This window comes from Virgibacillus flavescens (genome assembly GCF_050574275.1).
GTDB lineage: Bacteria > Bacillota > Bacilli > Bacillales > Amphibacillaceae > Virgibacillus_F > Virgibacillus_F flavescens.
Genome location: NZ_CP192260.1, coordinates 566965 through 586117, shown reverse-complemented (window position 1 = coordinate 586117; position 19153 = coordinate 566965). Strand labels below are relative to the sequence as shown.

The 19153-nt window shown below is 33.3% G+C and carries 22 protein-coding genes; 16 read left to right on the top strand and 6 right to left on the bottom strand.

The features are described from left to right. Nucleotides 1–123 precede the first annotated feature (123 nt). The 4 genes from VBD025_RS02850 (at nucleotide 124) to VBD025_RS02835 (ending at nucleotide 3087) form a co-directional block, all read left to right on the top strand. Nucleotides 124–1155, top strand: coding sequence for a hypothetical protein (locus VBD025_RS02850; protein WP_430789128.1), 1032 nt, complete (start codon nucleotides 124–126; stop codon nucleotides 1153–1155). Nucleotides 1156–1688: 533 nt separating this feature from the next. Beyond that, nucleotides 1689–2255: a hypothetical protein gene (locus VBD025_RS02845; RefSeq protein WP_430789126.1), complete on the top strand. Its 567-nt coding sequence runs from the start codon at nucleotides 1689–1691 to the stop codon at nucleotides 2253–2255. 13 nt (nucleotides 2256–2268) lie between these two features. Next, nucleotides 2269–2421 (top strand): hypothetical protein, encoded by a 153-nt coding sequence (locus VBD025_RS02840; protein WP_430789124.1) that lies wholly within the window; start codon nucleotides 2269–2271, stop codon nucleotides 2419–2421. 180 nt (nucleotides 2422–2601) lie between these two features. Further along, on the top strand, nucleotides 2602–3087 hold the full coding sequence (locus VBD025_RS02835) for a helix-turn-helix domain-containing protein (protein WP_430789122.1): 486 nt from the start codon (nucleotides 2602–2604) through the stop codon (nucleotides 3085–3087). Between the two features lie 56 nt (nucleotides 3088–3143). Here the strand turns inward: VBD025_RS02835 and VBD025_RS02830 are convergent, their stop codons facing one another. Continuing rightward, on the bottom strand, nucleotides 3144–3341 hold the full coding sequence (locus VBD025_RS02830) for a hypothetical protein (RefSeq protein ID WP_430789120.1): 198 nt from the start codon (nucleotides 3339–3341) through the stop codon (nucleotides 3144–3146). 174 nt (nucleotides 3342–3515) lie between these two features. Between VBD025_RS02830 and VBD025_RS02825 the strand changes: the two genes are divergently transcribed. Together VBD025_RS02825 and VBD025_RS02820 are read left to right on the top strand one after the other, a co-directional pair. Further along, nucleotides 3516–5078, top strand: a complete 1563-nt coding sequence (locus tag VBD025_RS02825) for a restriction endonuclease FokI C-terminal domain-containing protein (RefSeq protein WP_430789118.1) — start codon at nucleotides 3516–3518, stop codon at nucleotides 5076–5078. A gap of 107 nt (nucleotides 5079–5185) precedes the next feature. Beyond that, nucleotides 5186–6313 (top strand): DNA cytosine methyltransferase, encoded by a 1128-nt coding sequence (locus VBD025_RS02820; RefSeq protein ID WP_430789116.1) that lies wholly within the window; start codon nucleotides 5186–5188, stop codon nucleotides 6311–6313. A 194-nt stretch (nucleotides 6314–6507) separates the two neighbouring features. Here the strand turns inward: VBD025_RS02820 and VBD025_RS02815 are convergent, their stop codons facing one another. From VBD025_RS02815 to VBD025_RS02800, 4 genes are all read right to left on the bottom strand, one after another. Continuing rightward, entirely contained in the window at nucleotides 6508–6741 is a 234-nt protein-coding gene (locus VBD025_RS02815) for a hypothetical protein (RefSeq protein ID WP_430789114.1), read from the bottom strand. Between the two features lie 123 nt (nucleotides 6742–6864). Further along, nucleotides 6865–7104 carry a hypothetical protein gene (locus tag VBD025_RS02810; protein ID WP_430789112.1) on the bottom strand — a complete coding sequence of 80 codons (240 nt, stop codon included), beginning with the start codon at nucleotides 7102–7104 and terminating at the stop codon, nucleotides 6865–6867. Nucleotides 7105–7969: 865 nt separating this feature from the next. After that, nucleotides 7970–8257 carry a hypothetical protein gene (locus VBD025_RS02805; RefSeq protein ID WP_430789110.1) on the bottom strand — a complete coding sequence of 96 codons (288 nt, stop codon included), beginning with the start codon at nucleotides 8255–8257 and terminating at the stop codon, nucleotides 7970–7972. Further along, entirely contained in the window at nucleotides 8257–9231 is a 975-nt protein-coding gene (locus VBD025_RS02800; protein ID WP_430789108.1) for a hypothetical protein, read from the bottom strand. Before VBD025_RS02800 ends, VBD025_RS02805 begins: the two co-directional genes overlap by 1 nt. A 245-nt stretch (nucleotides 9232–9476) precedes the next feature. Here VBD025_RS02800 and VBD025_RS02795 point away from each other — a divergent pair, with 245 nt between their 5' ends. From VBD025_RS02795 to VBD025_RS02775, 5 genes are all read left to right on the top strand, one after another. Then, nucleotides 9477–10235, top strand: coding sequence for a helix-turn-helix domain-containing protein (locus tag VBD025_RS02795; protein WP_430789106.1), 759 nt, complete (start codon nucleotides 9477–9479; stop codon nucleotides 10233–10235). Between the two features lie 305 nt (nucleotides 10236–10540). Then, nucleotides 10541–12778, top strand: coding sequence for a phage/plasmid primase, P4 family (locus VBD025_RS02790; RefSeq protein ID WP_430789104.1), 2238 nt, complete (start codon nucleotides 10541–10543; stop codon nucleotides 12776–12778). Nucleotides 12779–13110: 332 nt separating this feature from the next. After that, the gene (locus tag VBD025_RS02785) at nucleotides 13111–13350 is read left to right on the top strand and encodes a hypothetical protein (protein WP_430789102.1); all 240 of its coding nucleotides are present in this window, start codon (nucleotides 13111–13113) and stop codon (nucleotides 13348–13350) included. A gap of 253 nt (nucleotides 13351–13603) precedes the next feature. Beyond that, the gene (locus VBD025_RS02780) at nucleotides 13604–14014 is read left to right on the top strand and encodes a four helix bundle protein (protein ID WP_430789100.1); all 411 of its coding nucleotides are present in this window, start codon (nucleotides 13604–13606) and stop codon (nucleotides 14012–14014) included. A 1-nt stretch (nucleotide 14015) separates the two neighbouring features. Beyond that, nucleotides 14016–14381, top strand: coding sequence for a four helix bundle protein (locus VBD025_RS02775; protein ID WP_430789098.1), 366 nt, complete (start codon nucleotides 14016–14018; stop codon nucleotides 14379–14381). Nucleotides 14382–15203: 822 nt separating this feature from the next. Here VBD025_RS02775 and VBD025_RS02770 read toward each other — a convergent pair. After that, nucleotides 15204–15740, bottom strand: coding sequence for a hypothetical protein (locus VBD025_RS02770; RefSeq protein WP_430789096.1), 537 nt, complete (start codon nucleotides 15738–15740; stop codon nucleotides 15204–15206). A 139-nt stretch (nucleotides 15741–15879) separates the two neighbouring features. Between VBD025_RS02770 and VBD025_RS02765 the strand changes: the two genes are divergently transcribed. The 5 genes from VBD025_RS02765 to VBD025_RS02745 all read left to right on the top strand — a co-directional run bounded on the left by VBD025_RS02765 (nucleotide 15880) and on the right by VBD025_RS02745 (nucleotide 19152). Beyond that, nucleotides 15880–16314, top strand: a complete 435-nt coding sequence (locus tag VBD025_RS02765; protein ID WP_430789094.1) for a hypothetical protein — start codon at nucleotides 15880–15882, stop codon at nucleotides 16312–16314. Nucleotides 16315–16347: 33 nt separating this feature from the next. Then, nucleotides 16348–16692, top strand: a complete 345-nt coding sequence (locus VBD025_RS02760) for a hypothetical protein (protein WP_430789092.1) — start codon at nucleotides 16348–16350, stop codon at nucleotides 16690–16692. A 239-nt stretch (nucleotides 16693–16931) separates the two neighbouring features. After that, complete coding sequence (locus tag VBD025_RS02755) at nucleotides 16932–17276, top strand: hypothetical protein (protein ID WP_430789090.1); 345 nt, start codon at nucleotides 16932–16934, stop codon at nucleotides 17274–17276. 507 nt (nucleotides 17277–17783) lie between these two features. Beyond that, nucleotides 17784–18239, top strand: a complete 456-nt coding sequence (locus tag VBD025_RS02750; protein WP_430789088.1) for a hypothetical protein — start codon at nucleotides 17784–17786, stop codon at nucleotides 18237–18239. A 25-nt stretch (nucleotides 18240–18264) separates the two neighbouring features. Next, on the top strand, nucleotides 18265–19152 hold the full coding sequence (locus tag VBD025_RS02745) for a tyrosine-type recombinase/integrase (protein ID WP_430789086.1): 888 nt from the start codon (nucleotides 18265–18267) through the stop codon (nucleotides 19150–19152). The last annotated feature ends 1 nt before the right edge of the window (nucleotide 19153 follow it).

Below are 19153 nucleotides of genomic sequence, written 5' to 3'. Positions count from 1 at the left end.
ATATTGTAAGCCATGCTTAACTATACATGACCAACAACCGCTGTTAGCCATTCAGTTGACAAAGAAAACTGCAAATTTTTCCTTTATAATAAAAGTACATAGATTAAAAGGGGGAGATTATTCGTGAAAATTGAGATTGGAGAATCCTTAATGCTGTCATGGCTACGTCATGTGAAAAAGTGTCAGTCTGTTCAATTGAACTGGAAGCCATCTACCAATCATTGGGAATTATCTAATGAGGAAGAAATTGAGCAGATTATGCAAACAGTGAAAACCTACTTTGAAAGTAAGTTTTCTTTTAATATTTTTAAAAATAATAAATCCTATACGCAACTATTGCAACAAGGGGAATTAGATGCTTTAGGATTGCAAATCAAAGATGGTAACGTACAAAATATATACGGAGTAGATGTGGCATTCCATGGAGCTGGATTAAGCTATGGTAGTCCAATTCAAACCGTAGAGCGGATAATAAAGAAGATTGTTCGAACTGCCATGCTTTTATATGGTTACTTCAATATGAAGAAAGGGACAATTATTTTTGCCTCCCCGAAAATTAATAATGCTGTCAATGAGCCTTTACGTTCCAGCGTGTTGGAACTGGAAGAACTTTTTAGGTCTATGGAGCTTGACTTTGAAGTCCAAATAATAGCGAACAGTAACTTTAATGATCAGGTATTACATCCAGTGCTTGGCCTTTCTTCATCAGTTGCTGATACCTCAGAGCTTTTCCTGAGGAGTATTCAAATGTATAACATGTTCTTAGCTTCTGAAACTGTTTCATTTTCAGGAAATAATACCATAGTTAATCCAGGTATAAAGGAACCTACGCCTAAATCTAACGATGTTCCGATAGCGTTATTTGTTCGTGAAACCTTCAATGAGCTAATTAATAAAAACAAACTCTCGAAAGAAATAATGTATCATCTATGTGACCATCGATATAGCAAGGAAACTTTAATGCTTCCGTATCCAATGTTAAGAAAAGTAACTGAGGGAACTGATGTTTCAATTCAACGGAAGATACATGGGGGAGACCGCTATTATGCAAAACCAATTAAAATACATGGAGAAAAATACTTGCTGTGTAATCATTGGATTGAAAAGAGCAGGCAACCATATAGAACTTGGTATGAAGTATTGATTAATAGCTAATATATCCATATTCCTGGGAACTCCTTAAATTGTTACCAGTTAAATTATGTTGTTATAGTAACAAAGTTATTAATATTAAAGTTCATTCAATCTGGTTTGAATGCTTTTTAATATTGTTTTCATGGCAACATCATTTAATCTTTGTTAGTTATTCAGTAGATATTTATTAGATAAGGTTGTGCTACTGCATATTTAATCATTATCAATTAACCAACTATTTAAGAGAATGAGAGACAATTTATTTCCGAAAAGATTCGTTTTCACCTATAGTTACAAAAATTTTTAATTAATGGAAAAGATGTTTGACTTTGGTGGTGTAGTAGGCTATTATATGACTAATATTAACTATTGAAGGTGAACATTTTGAAGCCAACCAAACATATAATAATAAATTCAATAAATATCGAAGCACTCACATCTTTTTTAAAAGGATGCTGAGTGCTTTTTTTATTTTTTGGTAAAAAATAATTTACCAAAAAATAAAGATGGTATATCGAGCAATAAGAATAGTTCCATCGAAAGGGGTGATTATATTGAAAGCAAAGGGAAGCACCAGAAGGGTAGATAAACCGAATTTTTGGAAGTATGAGGAAAACGTGCCGAATGAACTAAAGGATTTTGTTTTTCAGCAGTATTTGAGTAATAACACCATGCACATTTATTGTGATGGTTCAGCGAGCGGGGAAATCAGAGAAATGGCGATAGCAGTGTCTATATTGGAGAGAGGAACAGTGACAGTTAAACAACAGCTCTTGTTTCCGCCTAAAAACTGTTATCATAAACCAATTTATGCGGAGATTAAAGCCCTAATATTCGCTTTACGGATCTTTAGAAAACTTATGAGGGTGCATTGTGATCAGGTAATTATTTATTCAGATGTTGCTAACATTGAATCGTTTTTATCTAAGGAAATAACGTTTAATAATAACTCTTTGATGAAGTTACAGAGTGAACTAATACAAACTTATCAACAAATATTAAAAGAGAATGGGAGTCGTCTTATCACTATTAAATATTTACCTTTAGACCTAAAGAGACATAATCCATTCGCTAATTCTGCACATAATGCGGCCAAGAGCATGTTACGAAATAGGAGTTAGGAGGAATTTATAAATGAACGGGACAGAATATCCAGAGTTTAGTTGGTCGTTTACACGTCACAAAACAGTAATGGATTGTAGTGTAAAATATTTTCTTTCCTATCACGCAGGCCATAATGGATGGCTTCCTACAGCAGATGTCATTACAAACATGTGTATCGGCTGAAGAAAATGACTAATCTTGAAATGATGCTTGGTAGTATGGTGCATGATTACATTATGATTTGAAATTTGAATATTACACCCTTCTATTATCTATAATCTATTAGTTCAAAAATTGAGGATTCTTTTTGAAACTTTAGTCAGGCTGAATCGATATGATTCAAATTAATAGGGAGGGTTTCATATGAAAACACTAAACGACGACTTGGGAACAGTGGTTAATCTTGGTATTGAAGGGGTTTCGGATGATTTTGGATTGCTGTTTAAGGAATATAGAAAGAAGGAAGGATTTACATTAAAACAGCTTGGAAGCATGACAAATGTGAATCACACGTATATCAACAGAATTGAAAATGGAAAAAGAAGGGAAATTAGTTTTTCTAAGGTCATTAGACTTGCTATTTGTCTTAAAATCCCCTTTTACATTTTGATCTCAACTGCATTTCGTGAGCTAAGTACCGATGGGTTAGATCAAGAAGAGGGATTATTAACTGATGTATTGATTCAACATAACTTTGTCGTAAATGATATTAAAGTTAGCAGGGAAATCAAGGGTATATTAATTCAAATAGTGGAATTTATTGTTGATAGTCACTGGGACTCAAAAACTAAGGTTCATGAACTTTATCAGTTATCGGAAATGATCGATGACTTAAAGGGAAAAATATGATTAATCTTATTAAGACTTCGTAAATAATACGAGGTCTTTTTAATATGCTTCTTTTATTATGATTCCTCTGTAATTTTCTTTACAATATTAAGCAATGCACCATCGTCATAAGACTGCGAATATAATGTATTTCCGCACCACATACATTCTACGTCACAAACCCGATTGTAATGCAATTTTTCCTTGCTCGAAAGATCTTCAGGATATTCTTCAACTTTTGTTACAACAAGTAAACCACCACATTTACATAGCATATTCTCAGCTCCGTTCCCCCATGAAATTATACTTAACTTTTTAAAAATAGTGAGTGGAATGTTTTTGTTTGATATAATATTGACTATAAGCAAATGAATCTAATATAGATTCTAATAGAAAATAGCTGAATTGTCACACCAAAAGTGATTAGACATGAAAAAGGGGGATTTTTCGTGATTAACAATTGGCAAGCACCTCGAAATAAACGTAAACTTTATCCAGTAGTTGACATTTTGTCTCTTTTTACACTTCAAAATCTGGGTGATGTTTGGAACCATGACTTAGCACGACAGTTAGATTTTGAATCGGAATTGGAACGTTATGGTATTAAGAGTCCAGGACAACGAAGAGATAGAAGAGCTGGGGGAGCAAGAACCTATGAGTCTTGGCTTTATAATTTGGGGCTAATATTTATTGAGACAGATACAGAGATTGTTAGAACTACTTTAGCAGGAGAAGCACTATTAGCGGGACAACCACCTGTACCAATAATAATAAATCAATTAATGAAGTTACAATACCCCTCCCCATATTCTCAACGTGGGCGAGTAAATATACATAGTAGGTTCAGAGTACGGCCATTCAGATTCTTACTTAGACTACTTATTGATTCTCGTATTGAGACACTATCAAGAAGTGAGCTTGGTCGATTTGTAATAACCGAAGGTGAAAATGAATCGAATGATTGTTATGAACATGTTGTTCAAAGAATTCTTGATTATAGAAGTCATGGCGACTCTGTTCTTTCCCAAGATTTCGAACAATTATATGCAAGTAGTACGACAGGAGTACGTTCAAGAGAAAAGACCATTAGTTATTTAGGAGACATAGCAAATACATTTATAAACTATCTTGAATATACACAATTAATTGATAGAGTCGGTAACAGTCAAATTGCTATTTCAGAAGGGTATATTCAAGATGTGGAAGCAATATTGAATGATGGTTCAACAGTCAGACAATACAATCTCAACCATCCATATGGTAACGAAAACTTTCAAAGGAATTTCGGTTTAGCACCTGGTCAAAATAGAGATAACAGGAGCTTTGGTGGTGAAGCCGTTACAGATGCTTTATATAGAGAAAGAAGGGTTAGGAGTGAGTTGCTACATATAGCAGGTACTCGGCCAATAGTAAACATAACTTCGCAACTACTTGACGAGATCTCTACAATAACAGGGTTTTCGATTGGACAAGTTGAGAATGCCATTGAAGGGTTTAGACCAGATACTTTCAGTGCTTTTGAAGCCAGTTACCTAAACATGGCTATCAGCGGTCGAGAATTAGCTACTGAGTTTGAAATTGCGACTACAGGTGTTTTTGAACAGTTAGGGTTTCGTTCAATGCATGTTGGTAATAATCCATTGCATCCAGATATATTTGTTGAATCTCCTATTAATTATTCGGGAATCATTGATACCAAAGCGTATCGTAGATATAGCATTAGTAATGATCATAGGAATAGAATGATCAATAATTACATTCCGACCTATAAGAATAGTCATGAGAACTTGGAATTTTTTATGTATATTGCTGATGGTTTTGGAACTAATATCGATTCTCAAATTCAACAGCTTAATAGACAAAATCCAGATGTTCAGGGAAGTGTAATATCTGCTCGAAATACAATTCGTCTTTTGCAAAAGCACTTGTCGAACCCTATAGAACACGAAGACTTGAGAACACTTTTTCAACTTAATAGGAAGGTAACATTACAAGATGTAGAATTAGTATAGAGCTTATTCTTGAAGTCCTTTTAAAATTTCATATTTGCACTTTATATAGTATAATAGAAAAATATTCATCGAATAAAAAGAACTAACAACTTTGGAGTGTTAAAACTATGATTTTTAAAAAAGGTGAGCTGTTTTGCGGGCCAGGTGGCCTGTCATTAGGTGCGAAAGAGGCTCAATTTGAACATAACAATGATACATATAAGGTAGAACATGCATGGGCGAATGATTTTGATGAAGATACTTGTCGAACCTTCGTTCGTAATATTTGTCCAGATTCAGAGGAATCAGTTATCTGTAAGGATGTACGGGAGTTAGACATTACAGCTCTTGAAAAAATAGATGCGTTTGCATTCGGCTTTCCATGCAACGATTATTCAATAGTTGGGGAATCTAAGGGAATTGAGGGCAATTATGGCCCTTTATACTCTTATGGGATTCAGGTACTTAAACATCACCAACCTCAATGGTTTATAGCAGAAAATGTAGGTGGTCTGGAGAGTGCAAACGAAGGGAAAGCATTTATAAAAATATTACAAGAGATGGAAGAGGTGGGCTATAAAATAACACCTCACCTATATAAGTTTGAAGAATATGGAATACCACAAGCAAGGCATAGAATTATTGTTGTAGGTATTCGGAGAGATTTGGGATGGAGTTTTAAAGTCCCGAAGGCTCCTTTGAAAGACAGAAAATTATGGAAAACATCAAGACAAGCTCTTGAAAACCCTCCTATTCCAGAGGATGCTACCAATAATGAATATACAAGGCATCAGCAAAAGGTAATTGACATGCTAAATAAGATCCTTCCAGGTGAAAATGCATGGTCTGAAGGCATACCAGAACATTTAAGGCTAAATGTAAAAGGAGCAAGAATGTCCAATATATATAAGAGGTTAAATCCAGATCTGCCTGCTTATACGGTTACTGGATCTGGTGGTGGCGGGACACATATGTATCATTATGATGAACCGAGAGCCTTAACAAGTCGTGAAAGGGCAAGACTTCAAACATTTCCAGATAATTTTGAATTTTTAGGTGGTAAAGAAAGTGTTCGAAAACAAGTTGGGATGGCTGTTCCCCCAGAAGGTGCGAAGATAATTGTTGAAGCAATACTAAAATCCTTTGCTAAAATAGACTATGAAACTGAACCTGCGAAATGGGAAGAAGAACTACCAGAAATGCTTAAAACGGGAGTAAATAAAAAAAGAAAAAGTAAGTCGCTTGTAAAAAGATAAGAGCTTGGATATCCTAACGGGCTCCGTTACCTATCGCAAAACTCGATATTAAATTATAAATGTACCTATATTTGTATAGTGAATTGTACCGTGTTTTGTAGTTATATTTGTAATTTAAAAAATCTCAGTTCACTGAACTGAGATTTTTCTTCTATTTATTTTCTATTGCTTATTCAACTAAAGCACCCGTTAGCTTAATGTGAACCTTGGTCACGTTCCTTTAAATAGCTATCATACGTCTCTTGGACCTTATCTTTATTAGGCGTTATAGTTGACGTTCTTTGCTGTATGTCAATTAGTAAATACAATCCTCTAAATATGCAACCAACAACAACACCAAAAGCAATAATTCCACCTACCAGTGGTCCCATCATCCATAAAACCCACCCTAAAATGACACTCAAAATAATTGATAGTAGCAAATACATATTACCCCTCCATTTTTAAATACAACACTGAAATTAGCTTATCATATTACCGATTCACTCTTACGCTAACCTGCTCCATTAGTTGAATAACTCCTGTTGAAGTAATGCACCCGTTAGTTATCTTTATATTGATGGGCTACCCCAAGCAACAAACATATAAATGAATATTAAAATCATAAAAACAGAAACAATCTTTTTTTCTTTATATGTCTCAAACACTACCAATAAGGTTACTATTCCAAACAAAATCAGACCTAAAACATCTAACTGATTCGAATCAAAGAAAATAAGATTGCTAAAAGCAATAATGCCAGTAACTGCAATAGCAACGTTAGTTAAAAGTTTAAATTTGCCATTCATCATAAAACTCTCCTTTTTAAATATTTTATACTCTCCCCTTAATCGAAAAACTCTAATCCTTGTTCAACAATCCTGCTGCGTTAGTTTAAGTACATTTCTTCACAAACTCTATATTTATTTTAACATAAATATTCAGATTACCTTGTAAAATCAGACGAAAGCTAATATATATTCAATTTAATGGTGAATTTATGTATGCCAATTTGTATACGATTTTTTAGTACAAAATGTAGACGCCACTGGCTATTGTCATCTTACAAATAAGGCAACAAATTACACTATAATTTCAATGTATATTATTAATAAATTTCTGATACAACAACAATAAATGACCAGCAATTTAGCATACAATTTGTTGGTCATTTTATATTATTTTTTAATGTTTGCGATAGGTAACGGAACCCGTTATAGATATCCACGCTCTTTTTGTTTATCAGTTACATTATTAGCTATTAGAAACGTCTGTGAGCAAATCAATATCTTCACTTCGGTATCTTTTCTTTGTCTATAACACAGGTAAGACGTTTGCATATGGTGGGTCAGGAGAAATAATAGCGAAGGGTAATTGAGAATTGCATAGTTCAAGAAATTTTATATGGTTTTCAGTCAGGTTTTCAACTATGTCTCTACTTTCTGATTGTTTTATACCATCTAAGGTACTATTCACTATAGATTTGTTCAAGACCTACATCGGTAATCATTGTCAAGGGAAACGGACTCTTTCGACTTCTTAGCCAGCAATGAGGACATGGAAGGTGAATTAATAGAAGGATGGTTTTTTGGTTTATAAACTTTCTTTATCTAATATAACGTACTAAACCCACAGGGTTTTATGTAAAAATGCTGACTAACCTCAGCATTTTTTCTATTAAAACAAGCTATTGATAGTATTCTTTACTTCTTCATTAGCAACTATTTCCTCTATTGACTCTTCTTTCTTTCCAGGAAGCGTTATGTCTTTGTATTGTAACGCTTCTAAAAGTTTTTCCACAATCTTTTCTTCGTCAATATCGGTATGATTATTATTCATATCATTGCAAATAAGATTGCGGATATATTCACTTAGGTTGCATGCTTTCTTCTTTAACTGGATAAAATGCCACAGGTCATCATCATGCGGAAGAAAACTTATGGTGATTTTATTTCGTTCAATCATCAGGCATACTTCACTTTGAGGATTTCGAGGAAGCTCTTCACGTTAGCGAACTGAGGATTTATAACAATGCAAGCATGGCGAAAGGTGTGTTTAATTTCATTTGATAACAAATTTGCACCGCCACCTACGAAGTAAATCTTGTCCTGATTGAGTGTATATCCATGCTGTTTTGCATAATTTATTATGCTATCAAGATGGTTCTTCTTTATCTTTTCAATTAACTCTTCACTTTCCTCGACTTTTTTACCGTAATGAGTAAAGAAGCCTTTTTGAACGATTTGTTCAAGATCATTGGAGGATACAGTCATACCATATTTTTCAACGAGTTCCCGTTCTATTTTTGCTTTTAAAGAACTACTTCCCAGGTTAGAAACTATCATGCTATTAAAATCAGGTTGAACACCATTAAATGTACAGTAAGTGGTATTAAGCCCTCCGATATCAAATATAGCTGTAGAGTGTTTGGAGTATTCTTTTTGACTTTCATATACCAATCCCATCCCTTCAAAGCATATTGTTAGGTCATTAAGGTTGAACATATAGGACTTTTCATTAATACAAATAGATATAGTACGATTGTTATTTTCCATATATCTTTTATATGAATTTTTCAGTCGTTGGCTTTTGTAGACATTAATTGGTGCGTTGATAGCGACATGAAGTTGAACGTTGTAAAACTGTAGATTTGCCTTTTTCATTAGTTCTACAATAGCTGTATAGATAGCAAGTTTATGAACCAAGGACTCCTTGGACAGATTATGATCGCTGTGGTTTTCCGACACTGTGTCGCCCAAAAGGTGTTCACTTCCCTCAAAACCCACTTTATAGGAGTTTTCTTGAAGCTCAATACCCAAATCATTAGTCATCTGCATCTTCGTTCTGAAAAGCACGATGTAGGTCTGCCCTCTATATTCCATCATCGATTTAGTAGAATGCTTTCCGCAGTCAACGGAAATAAAAACTTGTTCTTTCATTTGTTTCTCTCCTTTCGAATATTAATTTATATATCATATACAGGTTGTATACAAAATATAAGAAAATTTCATAAAAGATTGTCGAAGACGGTTTTAGATTTCATAAATTTTCTTAAATCATTTAGTGTCAACTTTGTTTAGGCTATAATGGATGATAAAGATAGTGAATAAGGGCTAAACAGAGGATGAAAAGTAATATACATAATACTTTATAAACAATATATTTTGATAAAGGAGCCAAAGAAATGGCGGAGAATAGTTTCGGCGAAATTGTTAAAAGAGAACGAAAAAAAAAGGGAATGTCACTTGCGAAGGTTGCTGAGGCAGTAACTAATATAGATGATGACCATAAAATTAACCCTTCTTATATCAATCGCCTTGAAAAAGGTAAACAGTCTAACCCAAGTTTTATAATTGTAGCAATGCTTTCCTCTGTTCTTGGTTTGGATATGAGAGAAGTGTTTAAAGCGTTTGGGTTTGAACAATTGATCGAGGATTTTGATTCTGGGGCTGAATTTACTTTAGGCAATTTGTTACGGTTACATACTATCAAACATGATGAAATTGACAATGATGTCGAAACACCAAGAAGGTACTTAAATAATAATGAGAAAGAAGCACTTGTCAATTTGTTATCGGCAGTCTTTAATTATTCATTGGAGAAGAATAGCCCTCCAATTGATAAACTAACCAGCGTCATAGAAGAATTAGACAAGCTACGTAACGTACAACAGCAAGTATTAAAAGAAGACAGTGCATTTAATGTAAAATGCATGAGTGTGACATTTACTATTGAACAAGGGTCTTTACTGCGACAAGAAGGAATCAACCTTGATGAATGGAAAGAAAAAGTAAAGGAAGCTATCGAAGAAGAGTTTAATAAACTAATGGATTATCCGAACGGAATTTTAATAATGACGATTGATAAAGAAAAATGGCTAATACAAAAGAAGAAATACCAAATCACAATCTTATCCAAACAACCAGTAGTAGTTGAGTTGTAATATGCTAAAAATCTGAACTGATATCAAAATATCGGTTCTTTTTATATAATGGGGTTACATTGAAAACAACATTATTGCCTGTAGTAAATAATTTAATAAATATTGCATATAGTCATTGACAAGTGATAAACTCCTTTGTATAATTCGAATTGTAATAAAGAATATGGATAAGATTTTACACTAACCGAAAGGGGCGAGAGACTAAAAGGTATTTTATTTGAACTAACCTCAAATCTTCAAGTTGATTCCTCGCAATAAGGTATTAAGCCATTAAAAAAACCACACAAAGGAGAAAAGTAAATATTATGCGAACAAATATAGTTTTACCCCAAGAAAGTATCCCCTCTGAATTAAAATTACTAAGACAGTGGGTTTGCTATAAAGCAATGCCCAGATCTGAAAAAATTTCGAAAGTACCCGTTAATCCCAACACTGGTAAGCCGATAGATGCTCAGAATTCAATGAACTGGCTCACCTTCGAAGATGCTCTACAGCAGTTGCAGAATTACAATATGAAAGTATCAGGTGTTGGGTTTGTCTTTACAGCCAACGATCCATACGTTGGAATTGATGTTGATGATTGCATTGATGAAAGTGGAAATTATAACGAAGTTGCTCAAAACGTAATTAACACCTTCGAGGATGATAGTTATATTGAACTTTCCCCGAGCAGGAGAGGTATTCATGCTATTGTTAATGGAAACAAGCATACGACGAAATCCAAGAATAGTGATTACGGAATTGAAATATACTCGCAGGGGCGTTATTTTACTGTAACAGGTAATGCAATCAATCAGATGGAAACGATTAAACCAACTAATCTTCTAAGAGAAATTGAAGATAAATACTTTACGGCTCCAGTTAAGCAAGAAATAGTGAATCACCCAAACTTAACAGAAGAACAGGTGTTGGATAGGATGTTCAGAAGCAAGAGTGGTCATGAAATTCAACAATTATTTCATGGAGGCACATCTATGTATGGTGGAAATAAAAGCAGTGCTGATTTAGCTTTATGTAATTATTTTGCTTTCTACACTGAAAACGATGAATATTTAATGGACAAACTGTTTCGTATTTCTGGATTATATCGCCCTAAATGGGATAAAAATCATTCTGCAGATGGTCGAACTTATGGACAAATGACAATAGATAAAGCGAGAGCGGGAACCAATAATGTATATGGTGGAAATGATCATTCACTAAGTAAAAAGAAACACTTTATATTAGACCGAAATAGCCAAGGTCAAAAGGATCACAATGATACTCCATGGTATGAAAAAACTCCGAATGGATCATTGAGGTTTATGCCAGATATCTTGGCTGATTATATGGTAATAGAAAATAACCTTGTTTATTCAAAAGCACACTTCTTTGAAGGTGAAAATGGAGTTTATAAAAATGTAGAAGATGAAAAAGTTATACAAAGACAAATCAAGAATAAACTACTGAAAAAACACATTTCCCCAAAATATATAAAGGATACATTCGAACTGCTAAAATTGAATGCTCTCGTAGATATTGATTTATATGATGTAGAACAACTACGAGGAAAAATTAACTTAAAAAACGGAATCTATGACATTACAACAAGGGAACTTCAAATTCATCCTCCAGAATTAAAAACAGCATTACAAATAAATGCCTCTTACGACAAAAGCGTAACATGCCCCGAATTCGAAAAATTCCTTAATAATGCTGTTACTCCAGAAGATAGGAAGGTCATTCAAGAACTAATTGGCTATTTATTAACAACTGAAACAAAAGCTGAAAAAGCCTTTATCTTGTATGGCCCTGGTCGAACTGGCAAATCTACTTTGCTGAAGCTGATAGAGCGTATTCTTGGTGATAGATATGTTAGTAATCTGTCAATGCAGGATCTTAATAAACGGTTCTCATTAGGGAGAATGTACGGTAAATTATTAAATACCTTTGCTGACCTGCCGTCTAAACCATTAGATGATACAGGAGTATTTAAAGCTCTTGTCTCTGGAGACCGTTTGCAGGCAGAAAATAAATTCAAAGATCCGTTTGAATTTCGAAATAAGGCACGCCTCCTATTCTCATGTAATGAGCTACCTCAAAATTACGTTGACCGCACTGATGGCTTCTTTCGTAGACTTCAATTAATTCCATTCTTAAATCAAATTCCTGAAAATCAAATAGATCCAGATTTATACGAAAAACTAATTGCAGAGCGAAATGGTATTGTTTTGTGGGCCTTAGAAGGGTTGCACCGTCTGATTGATAATAATTATCAATTTAGTAAGAGTGAGTCATCCAATAAATTACTGCATCAATATCGCAAAGAAAGTAATAATGTGATTTGGTTTGTAGAGGAATATTGCATTCTTGACTTAGAAGCAAAAATTAAGAGCCAGGAGTTATATAAGATATATAAGAATAAGTGCCTGGAGAATAACAAGCAACCCATTTCAAAGATTAAGTTTAATCAATCATTGGAGAAAGAATACCCAACAATCATTCGGTATGAAGATATTTCAAGAGCAGTATCGTACAAAGGGATTTCTATTGTAAGAAATTAGATTCGCAACTTCCATTAGAGGTCATAATCACCACAAGAAGGGGGCTTTCGGTTAATGAGAGACTTTCTTAACTCTATATATAATAGGAAAAATATTGGGCATATGCTATACAAAAGGAATGTTTGCAAAAATAGGCTCATTTGCCGACTTAATCCCCCCCTCCTGTGGAAACCTTCTTTCCTATGGTAATTGTCATTAAATGTGCCGAAGTCGAGATGGTAATTAAAATGAAATCGATTATCAGAATCTTAATGGTTTTCACGCTCAAATACTAAAGTAAGGTTTGGTATCACACAATGAAATATGTATCACTGATTAAGGAGGTGACATTTATGAATAGCATGGTACAAAGAACACAATTGAAATATCGAAATGAAAGAGAAGGAGTGAATTATAGTATTATTGATATCGAATTCTCATTGAAAACATTAGCCAGGGAGGGTTTGATATGGACTTTGCAGGGAATGAAGGATTTGACTGAAAGTGAAGAAGTATTAATTCTCCACTATTTGAACGAATTTAGAGAAGAGCAAATATATGATAATGTAGATAATCTAATAACAATCCCCTAAAACAATTTATCATCTAATACAAATTCCCCCAATTTATTTACACACGTAATATAATAATGTACCTCAGGTTCTTTGTATGACAAGTTTTTTAGTTACCCTCCCCATCTTATTAATTCTTAAATTTCTTTTAAAAAAATTATAGATCTCGCTAACTTCCAATTCTACAATTCGCTTATTAGCATATTCAATAGAAGCAGTCTATTAAGGTAGCAATTGAGAGTAATGAGTTTGGGGTAAAAAAGGAGGAATATATATGCAAGGTAAAAGAAAACCATACCCCAATGATCCCAGAAAAACAGATGTTTATAATAAGGCTCTCGATTTTATGAATGACATGTACGATGCTATTGAGAGTTTTCCTGATATAGAAAAATACTGTATGTGTAATCAAATTAGAAGAGCAGTGAGTTCCATCAGTGCAAATATTGCTGAAGGTCGTCAGTCATTTTATTATTCCAAGGAATTTAGTCATTTGGATATTGCCATTTCAAGTGCGGGAGAGATCAGAGCCTTTCTCGATATGGGATTACTCAGAAGCTATATCACTTATGAGCAACACCAACAGTTAGATAAAAAAGCTGAGGAAATTGTAAAAATGTTGATTGGTTTAATGAATTGGGTTGATAAGCAAATTGAAAATGCCGGGAAGGAAAGGGCGAAATGAAATGAGAGTGGAGAACTTTCGTAAATATACCTTATATGATCGGTCGCTCGATTTAATGATTGCAATATATCGATTAATCGATAATTACGCATTAGACCCTGATGATAGACAAGCAAAAGAACTTTATCGATGTGCAATTAAGATCCCCAAATTGATTGCATCTGGTATAGGGCAAACGAATATGAATGTCCGTATTAAAAGGCTTAATATGGCAAAAGAAAAATTGGAGTATTTACAGGGGGCAATCAGGTTTTATGAGAAACAACGTCATATTGATAATCAATACTTGGATGAAATTGAGGATAACAGAATTCAAGTCATAAAGCTGATGAATGGATACTTTGGTTGGCTGAAAGAAGGTTGTTAAAAGAGCGGATTATGTCTAAGTGGCTACGTTATCTTTCACAAACATTAATAAATGTAATGTAATGACCTTCAATTTGTACGTTATTTTGATGGTCATTTTTTTCTGATATGAGGAATCTCGATTAAATTGTAGTGTGATTTCTACACCAATTTGTTAGGTAGTCAGGGTAATTCTACATTTTGACCTGCAAATTCGTAAGTAGATTGGAAATCGTTACTTTTAACTTGAATTTTAAAGGTATTCTGAATATTTATGTTAAAATAAACGTAGAGTTTGTGAAGATATGATCTTAAACTAACGCAGCAGGATAATTCAATAAAGAACTTTTTTAATAGGTAATCGTAAATAAATATAAGATATTGCTTAGGGAAGTGAGTTCATTGGAAATTTTGACCATTTTAATTATAGGGATTTTATTCTTAACGGTTGGTATTATTGATTTTTTTATGCCTTCTAAATTGCATCGGGTAATTAGATTTATTATTAGATTCATTATTATATATATCGGTGTAGGATTTACTTTGTACGCTTTATTAAGGCTGTTCGGTTTAATCACATCTTAAAGTAAAGGGTGCTTTAGTTGAAGAAGCGTTGACAATAAATATAAGAAAAATCTCAGTTCACTGAACTGGGATTTTTTTAATTTTAATTTCAAATACAGTGCAATTAGTTATGTAAATTTGGTTGCATTTTATAAAAAAATTTGAGGTTTGCGTATAGATTACGTAACCCGTTAGCTTATGTCCTCCCTTTTTATGTTAATTTTAAAAAGCATGTAACTAATCAAAGTAATTATTACTATCTTGGTTGTTGCTAAATTAACTATTCAATGGAAAATATAGTCTTTTCTCCATACCTGCTTAGTTGTTGGTCAATCTCAAAAAAAGAATATATTTGTTTTTTTATACAGAATCCAATTATTGCTTCATACACTGTTAGTTCTTCTGAAAGACTATACCCTGCCACTCTTAATAATTTTTCAGTTTCTTCAAGGTTTAACTTTAAAATGACTGCCAAACATAATAACTTCTGCTTGGAAGGATGAATCTTGCCATTGGTAACTTTATGCCAATACTCTTTCTTGATTCCTGCTCTTAAATGGAGATCAGTAACTTTTTTCCTTTTTTCTTCTAAAAGGTTATAGAGATAATCACCAATTTTCCTTTTTCCCTTTACATTTTTAACTGCTTCATCTAATCCAGAAACATCAGTAAAAGTAAAAGTATCTTTGAAAATAGTGTTAATCTCTGTGAAGAAAAAGTCTTCTGGTATATCTATTTGCTTAATCAATCTAATAATTTGTTCGGACTCAATAAAATGCTCCAATTCCTGCTGATTGATTGTAGAACCGTAATCCAATACTAAACCCCCAATTTTAGAAGTGACTTCATAGGCAACTTTTTAAATTCGTTGCCCATATACAATGTAATTATACAAGGGAATAGAAACCACAACAATGTACAAGTCCCTAAAAATTTTAAGAGGTGATAATAGTAAAATGGAAACAAGAACAGTTATTGAATTAGATGGTTTGGCAAAGTTTGAGAAGGGAGAGGTAATTAAGGAAATGATAGGAGTGCTAATTATGGAAGCAATCGAATTGCATGAAAATACTGTATTATATCTGGAAAACGAAAATAAGGATATGTTGGTAAGTTCTCTTAAAAAGTGGGGAGAGCATCGGAATTTTGATAGTGAATTTTCAATTGAGGTAATGGGAGATCAAAATTGGTACTACCTGTGTAATGGTGTTCTCTATTTGAAAGATATGGTTAAGGCAACTCAAAAAGTGTTAGGAATTAGTAGGGATTATCAATTATCAGATAACAAATTATTTATAAAAGTTATCGGCTTTATCAAAGAGGATGTTGACTTTTTATACTCTAAATTTAAAGAGGAATTTAGTCACAAGATTAATTTTTGCGTAGTGTAATTATAGACTTAAAAAAATAGGAGGAGATTAAACATGGGTTATCAAGAGTCATTCATTAAATTCAAAGATGTTACAACGTTGATAAAGCAGTTAAAAAGCTACAATAAGAGAGACAAAACTGAGGATATGGCTGAGATTGTGTGCATTGATAAAGTCAAAAAAGAAATTGTTCCTTTTAAAGAAGGTGAGTTAGTTGCAGTTGTTTGCGGAGAAAGAAGCGAACAACGAGACCATAATAAATTAAGAAAGGGTTTAGGTATTACGAATGTTCAGGATATCGTGTTCATTGATAACCCTTACTATTGGGAAATGACAATGGATCAGGATGTTGGTATAGGTGAAATATTGGGAGAGCATTTTGAAAAATTTATCACTTGATGAATATGAGAAATCACTAAAAAAAAGGGAGGATTAAAAGTGAACGTTATTTTGCAACAACAAAGAATAGAGGAGTCGTCTTATCTGTAATACTTCAAAATTAACCATATGTATAAAATCTCCATGAACAGTAACAACTTGAAGTCGATACAGTAGAATCCAGGAAAAAGGTAAAGTGCATGTTGCATTACCAAAAGAATAAAATTGACTATATATTAGATAAAAAAGGGGAGTAAAAAGTGTCTGAAATTGTAGAAACAATTTTAAATCCGAAAGAAATGACATTAGAAGAAAAATTAGAAGGAGCAAGAAAAAGAATCGAAGGCATTATATACCAGCTGTTTGCTAATGAGAAGGTTGACATCGAGGGAGCTAAAAAAGTTTTGGAACCTTTTGATGATGAATGGTTGATAAAAAAGCAGGAAAATGTTAATAGGGGTCAAATAATATTTTCAAGAAACCTTGCAAGAAATCTCACCAATGATAGAATTTCAGTTGAATTCATTGAGGATGTATGTCATGTGGACAGATCAATTTTTAAGGATTATATCGATATCGGAGGGAGGGAAGAATATGATGAATAACCGTCAGATAGTCGGTTATATACGTTTGGATTCTATTATCCATAATGAGGAACAAATCTAATGACTATTGATGACGGATACTATTCTTAGAATATGGTCAGACGAAGAAAAGAAGGAGGTGTATGTTCCACTGTTAAACCTTCTGTCTAAAAGAAGAATTATGGGATTGCTTAGTTTTGGAATGCAAAATTTTTCAGGAAATGGGCTTAAAAAGTTATGTATAAAGATTCGATTGGCTTATTCATCTTTTGAAGGTATGTGAACCTACATTCAACCATCTGACAAATTTGAAACTGTCCACATAACTTACAATTATGTTGATAGATTATTTCGATAGTTATTGCTTGCCATTTAACAGAACACTGACTATAATTTGGTTATTGTTATACATGAAGACCAAAGTGTCATCGAAAATAGGTGTCCGAGAGTTAAAAAAAAAAACTCTTGGCTATAGCCTATTGTCGATGACACCTTTTTTTTGACTAAAAAATAAAAGGAGTAAAATGAATGCGAATAAATTACACGTGCAACTTTGTAAAGTACAACGATTATCCAGAGGAGGGATTCAAAGATAGTGTTGGTTTAATATTCGAATTTGATGTAGCGGTAGAAATTGTTCATTCCTTATTTAATAAGTTGTTTCCATCGTTAATACCGTTACCTTTGAAACCTATTCAAGCATTAGAAAACTTAGGATTAAAAGGCAATTATTATGCAAGTGGGTTTCAAGTCGACTCTGTAGCCCTGATAATATTAGCTGACACTGAATTCGAATTAGTATCAAGAGATTATTCTATAAAGGGATTAATCACTAAAGATATGCTATGGAAGTACAGATATAATAGCCTATTGGATTTGGATAAGACAGACCTTCTTTACCATGCAATATTTACGACTAATGAAAAAAAGCCTGGTAAAAGCAGGGACATTTATTTTGGATCGATAGATATTGTCAAAATATAGAGTAACCAAAAGGAATGATGATTTAATGATCAATCAATTTGAACAAGAACTAACTGGTCGAGGGAATAGCCAATTAACCATTCAAGCATACTGTCAAGATGTTAAGCAGTTTTTACAGTGGTTGGAAGAAACAATTGGTTATAAGGCGGATACAATTACAGAAACCGATATTCGTGAGTATCGTCAATATTTGAATTTACACAGAAAATTAAAAGTGACAAGTATAAATCGCAAGTTAAAAAGCATTATTCAGTATCAGCGTTTCCTTTTTATGGAGGGCATCTGCAAAGAAGAAGTTGAGCAGGAGAAAGTTTTACAGAAAAATAACATTGAATTGGATTATGAAGTAAAAATAGTAGAGAAACAAGAGTTATACCGTTTGAAACGTACTATAGAGGCGGAAGGAAACAGGAGAGATATTCTTATTTATTTTTTCCTTTTTGGTACAGGAGTAAGATGTAACGAATTGGTGTCAATTGAATTAGAGGATATTAATATAACGGAACGAAATGGTAAGAACAACTATAGTTACGTGATGATTCGTAACGGAAAAGGGGATAAGGTAAGGAAGATAAACATGAATTCACAAGTGATAAATGCCTTGAAAGAATATTTACTTGTACGGCCAAAAGTTCCATCACATTTATTACTTCAAGGACAAAGAGGATCACTGACAAGATTAGCAATAAATAAGATATTAGAGAAATATAGCAGGAAGGCTCAACTTGATTTCGTAGTAACGCCCCATATGGCTCGCCATACGTTTTGCTCTAATTTAATCAAAGAAGGAAAAGTCGATCCAAAAACTGTTGCTATTTTGAGCGGACATAGTTCTGTCGATACACTTTATCGCTTCTATGTAAATAGTAGTGCAGAAGATAAACAAAAAGCAGTAGATGGTTTACAAGTTTAGT

Bases quoted from the DNA above. Each gene is read 5' to 3' on its own strand.
- VBD025_RS02785 (WP_430789102.1), top strand. From the start codon at position 13,111: ATGAATAGCATGGTACAAAGAACACAATTGAAATATCGAAATGAAAGA.
- VBD025_RS02835 (WP_430789122.1), top strand. From the start codon at position 2,602: ATGAAAACACTAAACGACGACTTGGGAACAGTGGTTAATCTTGGTATT.
- VBD025_RS02745 (WP_430789086.1), top strand. From the start codon at position 18,265: ATGATCAATCAATTTGAACAAGAACTAACTGGTCGAGGGAATAGCCAA.
- VBD025_RS02830 (WP_430789120.1), bottom strand. From the start codon at position 3,341: ATGCTATGTAAATGTGGTGGTTTACTTGTTGTAACAAAAGTTGAAGAA.
- VBD025_RS02780 (WP_430789100.1), top strand. From the start codon at position 13,604: ATGCAAGGTAAAAGAAAACCATACCCCAATGATCCCAGAAAAACAGAT.
- VBD025_RS02750 (WP_430789088.1), top strand. From the start codon at position 17,784: ATGCGAATAAATTACACGTGCAACTTTGTAAAGTACAACGATTATCCA.
- VBD025_RS02820 (WP_430789116.1), top strand. From the start codon at position 5,186: ATGATTTTTAAAAAAGGTGAGCTGTTTTGCGGGCCAGGTGGCCTGTCA.
- VBD025_RS02805 (WP_430789110.1), bottom strand. From the start codon at position 8,257: ATGATTGAACGAAATAAAATCACCATAAGTTTTCTTCCGCATGATGAT.
- VBD025_RS02775 (WP_430789098.1), top strand. From the start codon at position 14,016: ATGAGAGTGGAGAACTTTCGTAAATATACCTTATATGATCGGTCGCTC.
- VBD025_RS02815 (WP_430789114.1), bottom strand. From the start codon at position 6,741: ATGTATTTGCTACTATCAATTATTTTGAGTGTCATTTTAGGGTGGGTT.
- VBD025_RS02760 (WP_430789092.1), top strand. From the start codon at position 16,348: ATGGGTTATCAAGAGTCATTCATTAAATTCAAAGATGTTACAACGTTG.
- VBD025_RS02795 (WP_430789106.1), top strand. From the start codon at position 9,477: ATGGCGGAGAATAGTTTCGGCGAAATTGTTAAAAGAGAACGAAAAAAA.
- VBD025_RS02765 (WP_430789094.1), top strand. From the start codon at position 15,880: ATGGAAACAAGAACAGTTATTGAATTAGATGGTTTGGCAAAGTTTGAG.
- VBD025_RS02840 (WP_430789124.1), top strand. From the start codon at position 2,269: ATGAACGGGACAGAATATCCAGAGTTTAGTTGGTCGTTTACACGTCAC.
- VBD025_RS02810 (WP_430789112.1), bottom strand. From the start codon at position 7,104: ATGATGAATGGCAAATTTAAACTTTTAACTAACGTTGCTATTGCAGTT.
- VBD025_RS02800 (WP_430789108.1), bottom strand. From the start codon at position 9,231: ATGAAAGAACAAGTTTTTATTTCCGTTGACTGCGGAAAGCATTCTACT.
- VBD025_RS02790 (WP_430789104.1), top strand. From the start codon at position 10,541: ATGCGAACAAATATAGTTTTACCCCAAGAAAGTATCCCCTCTGAATTA.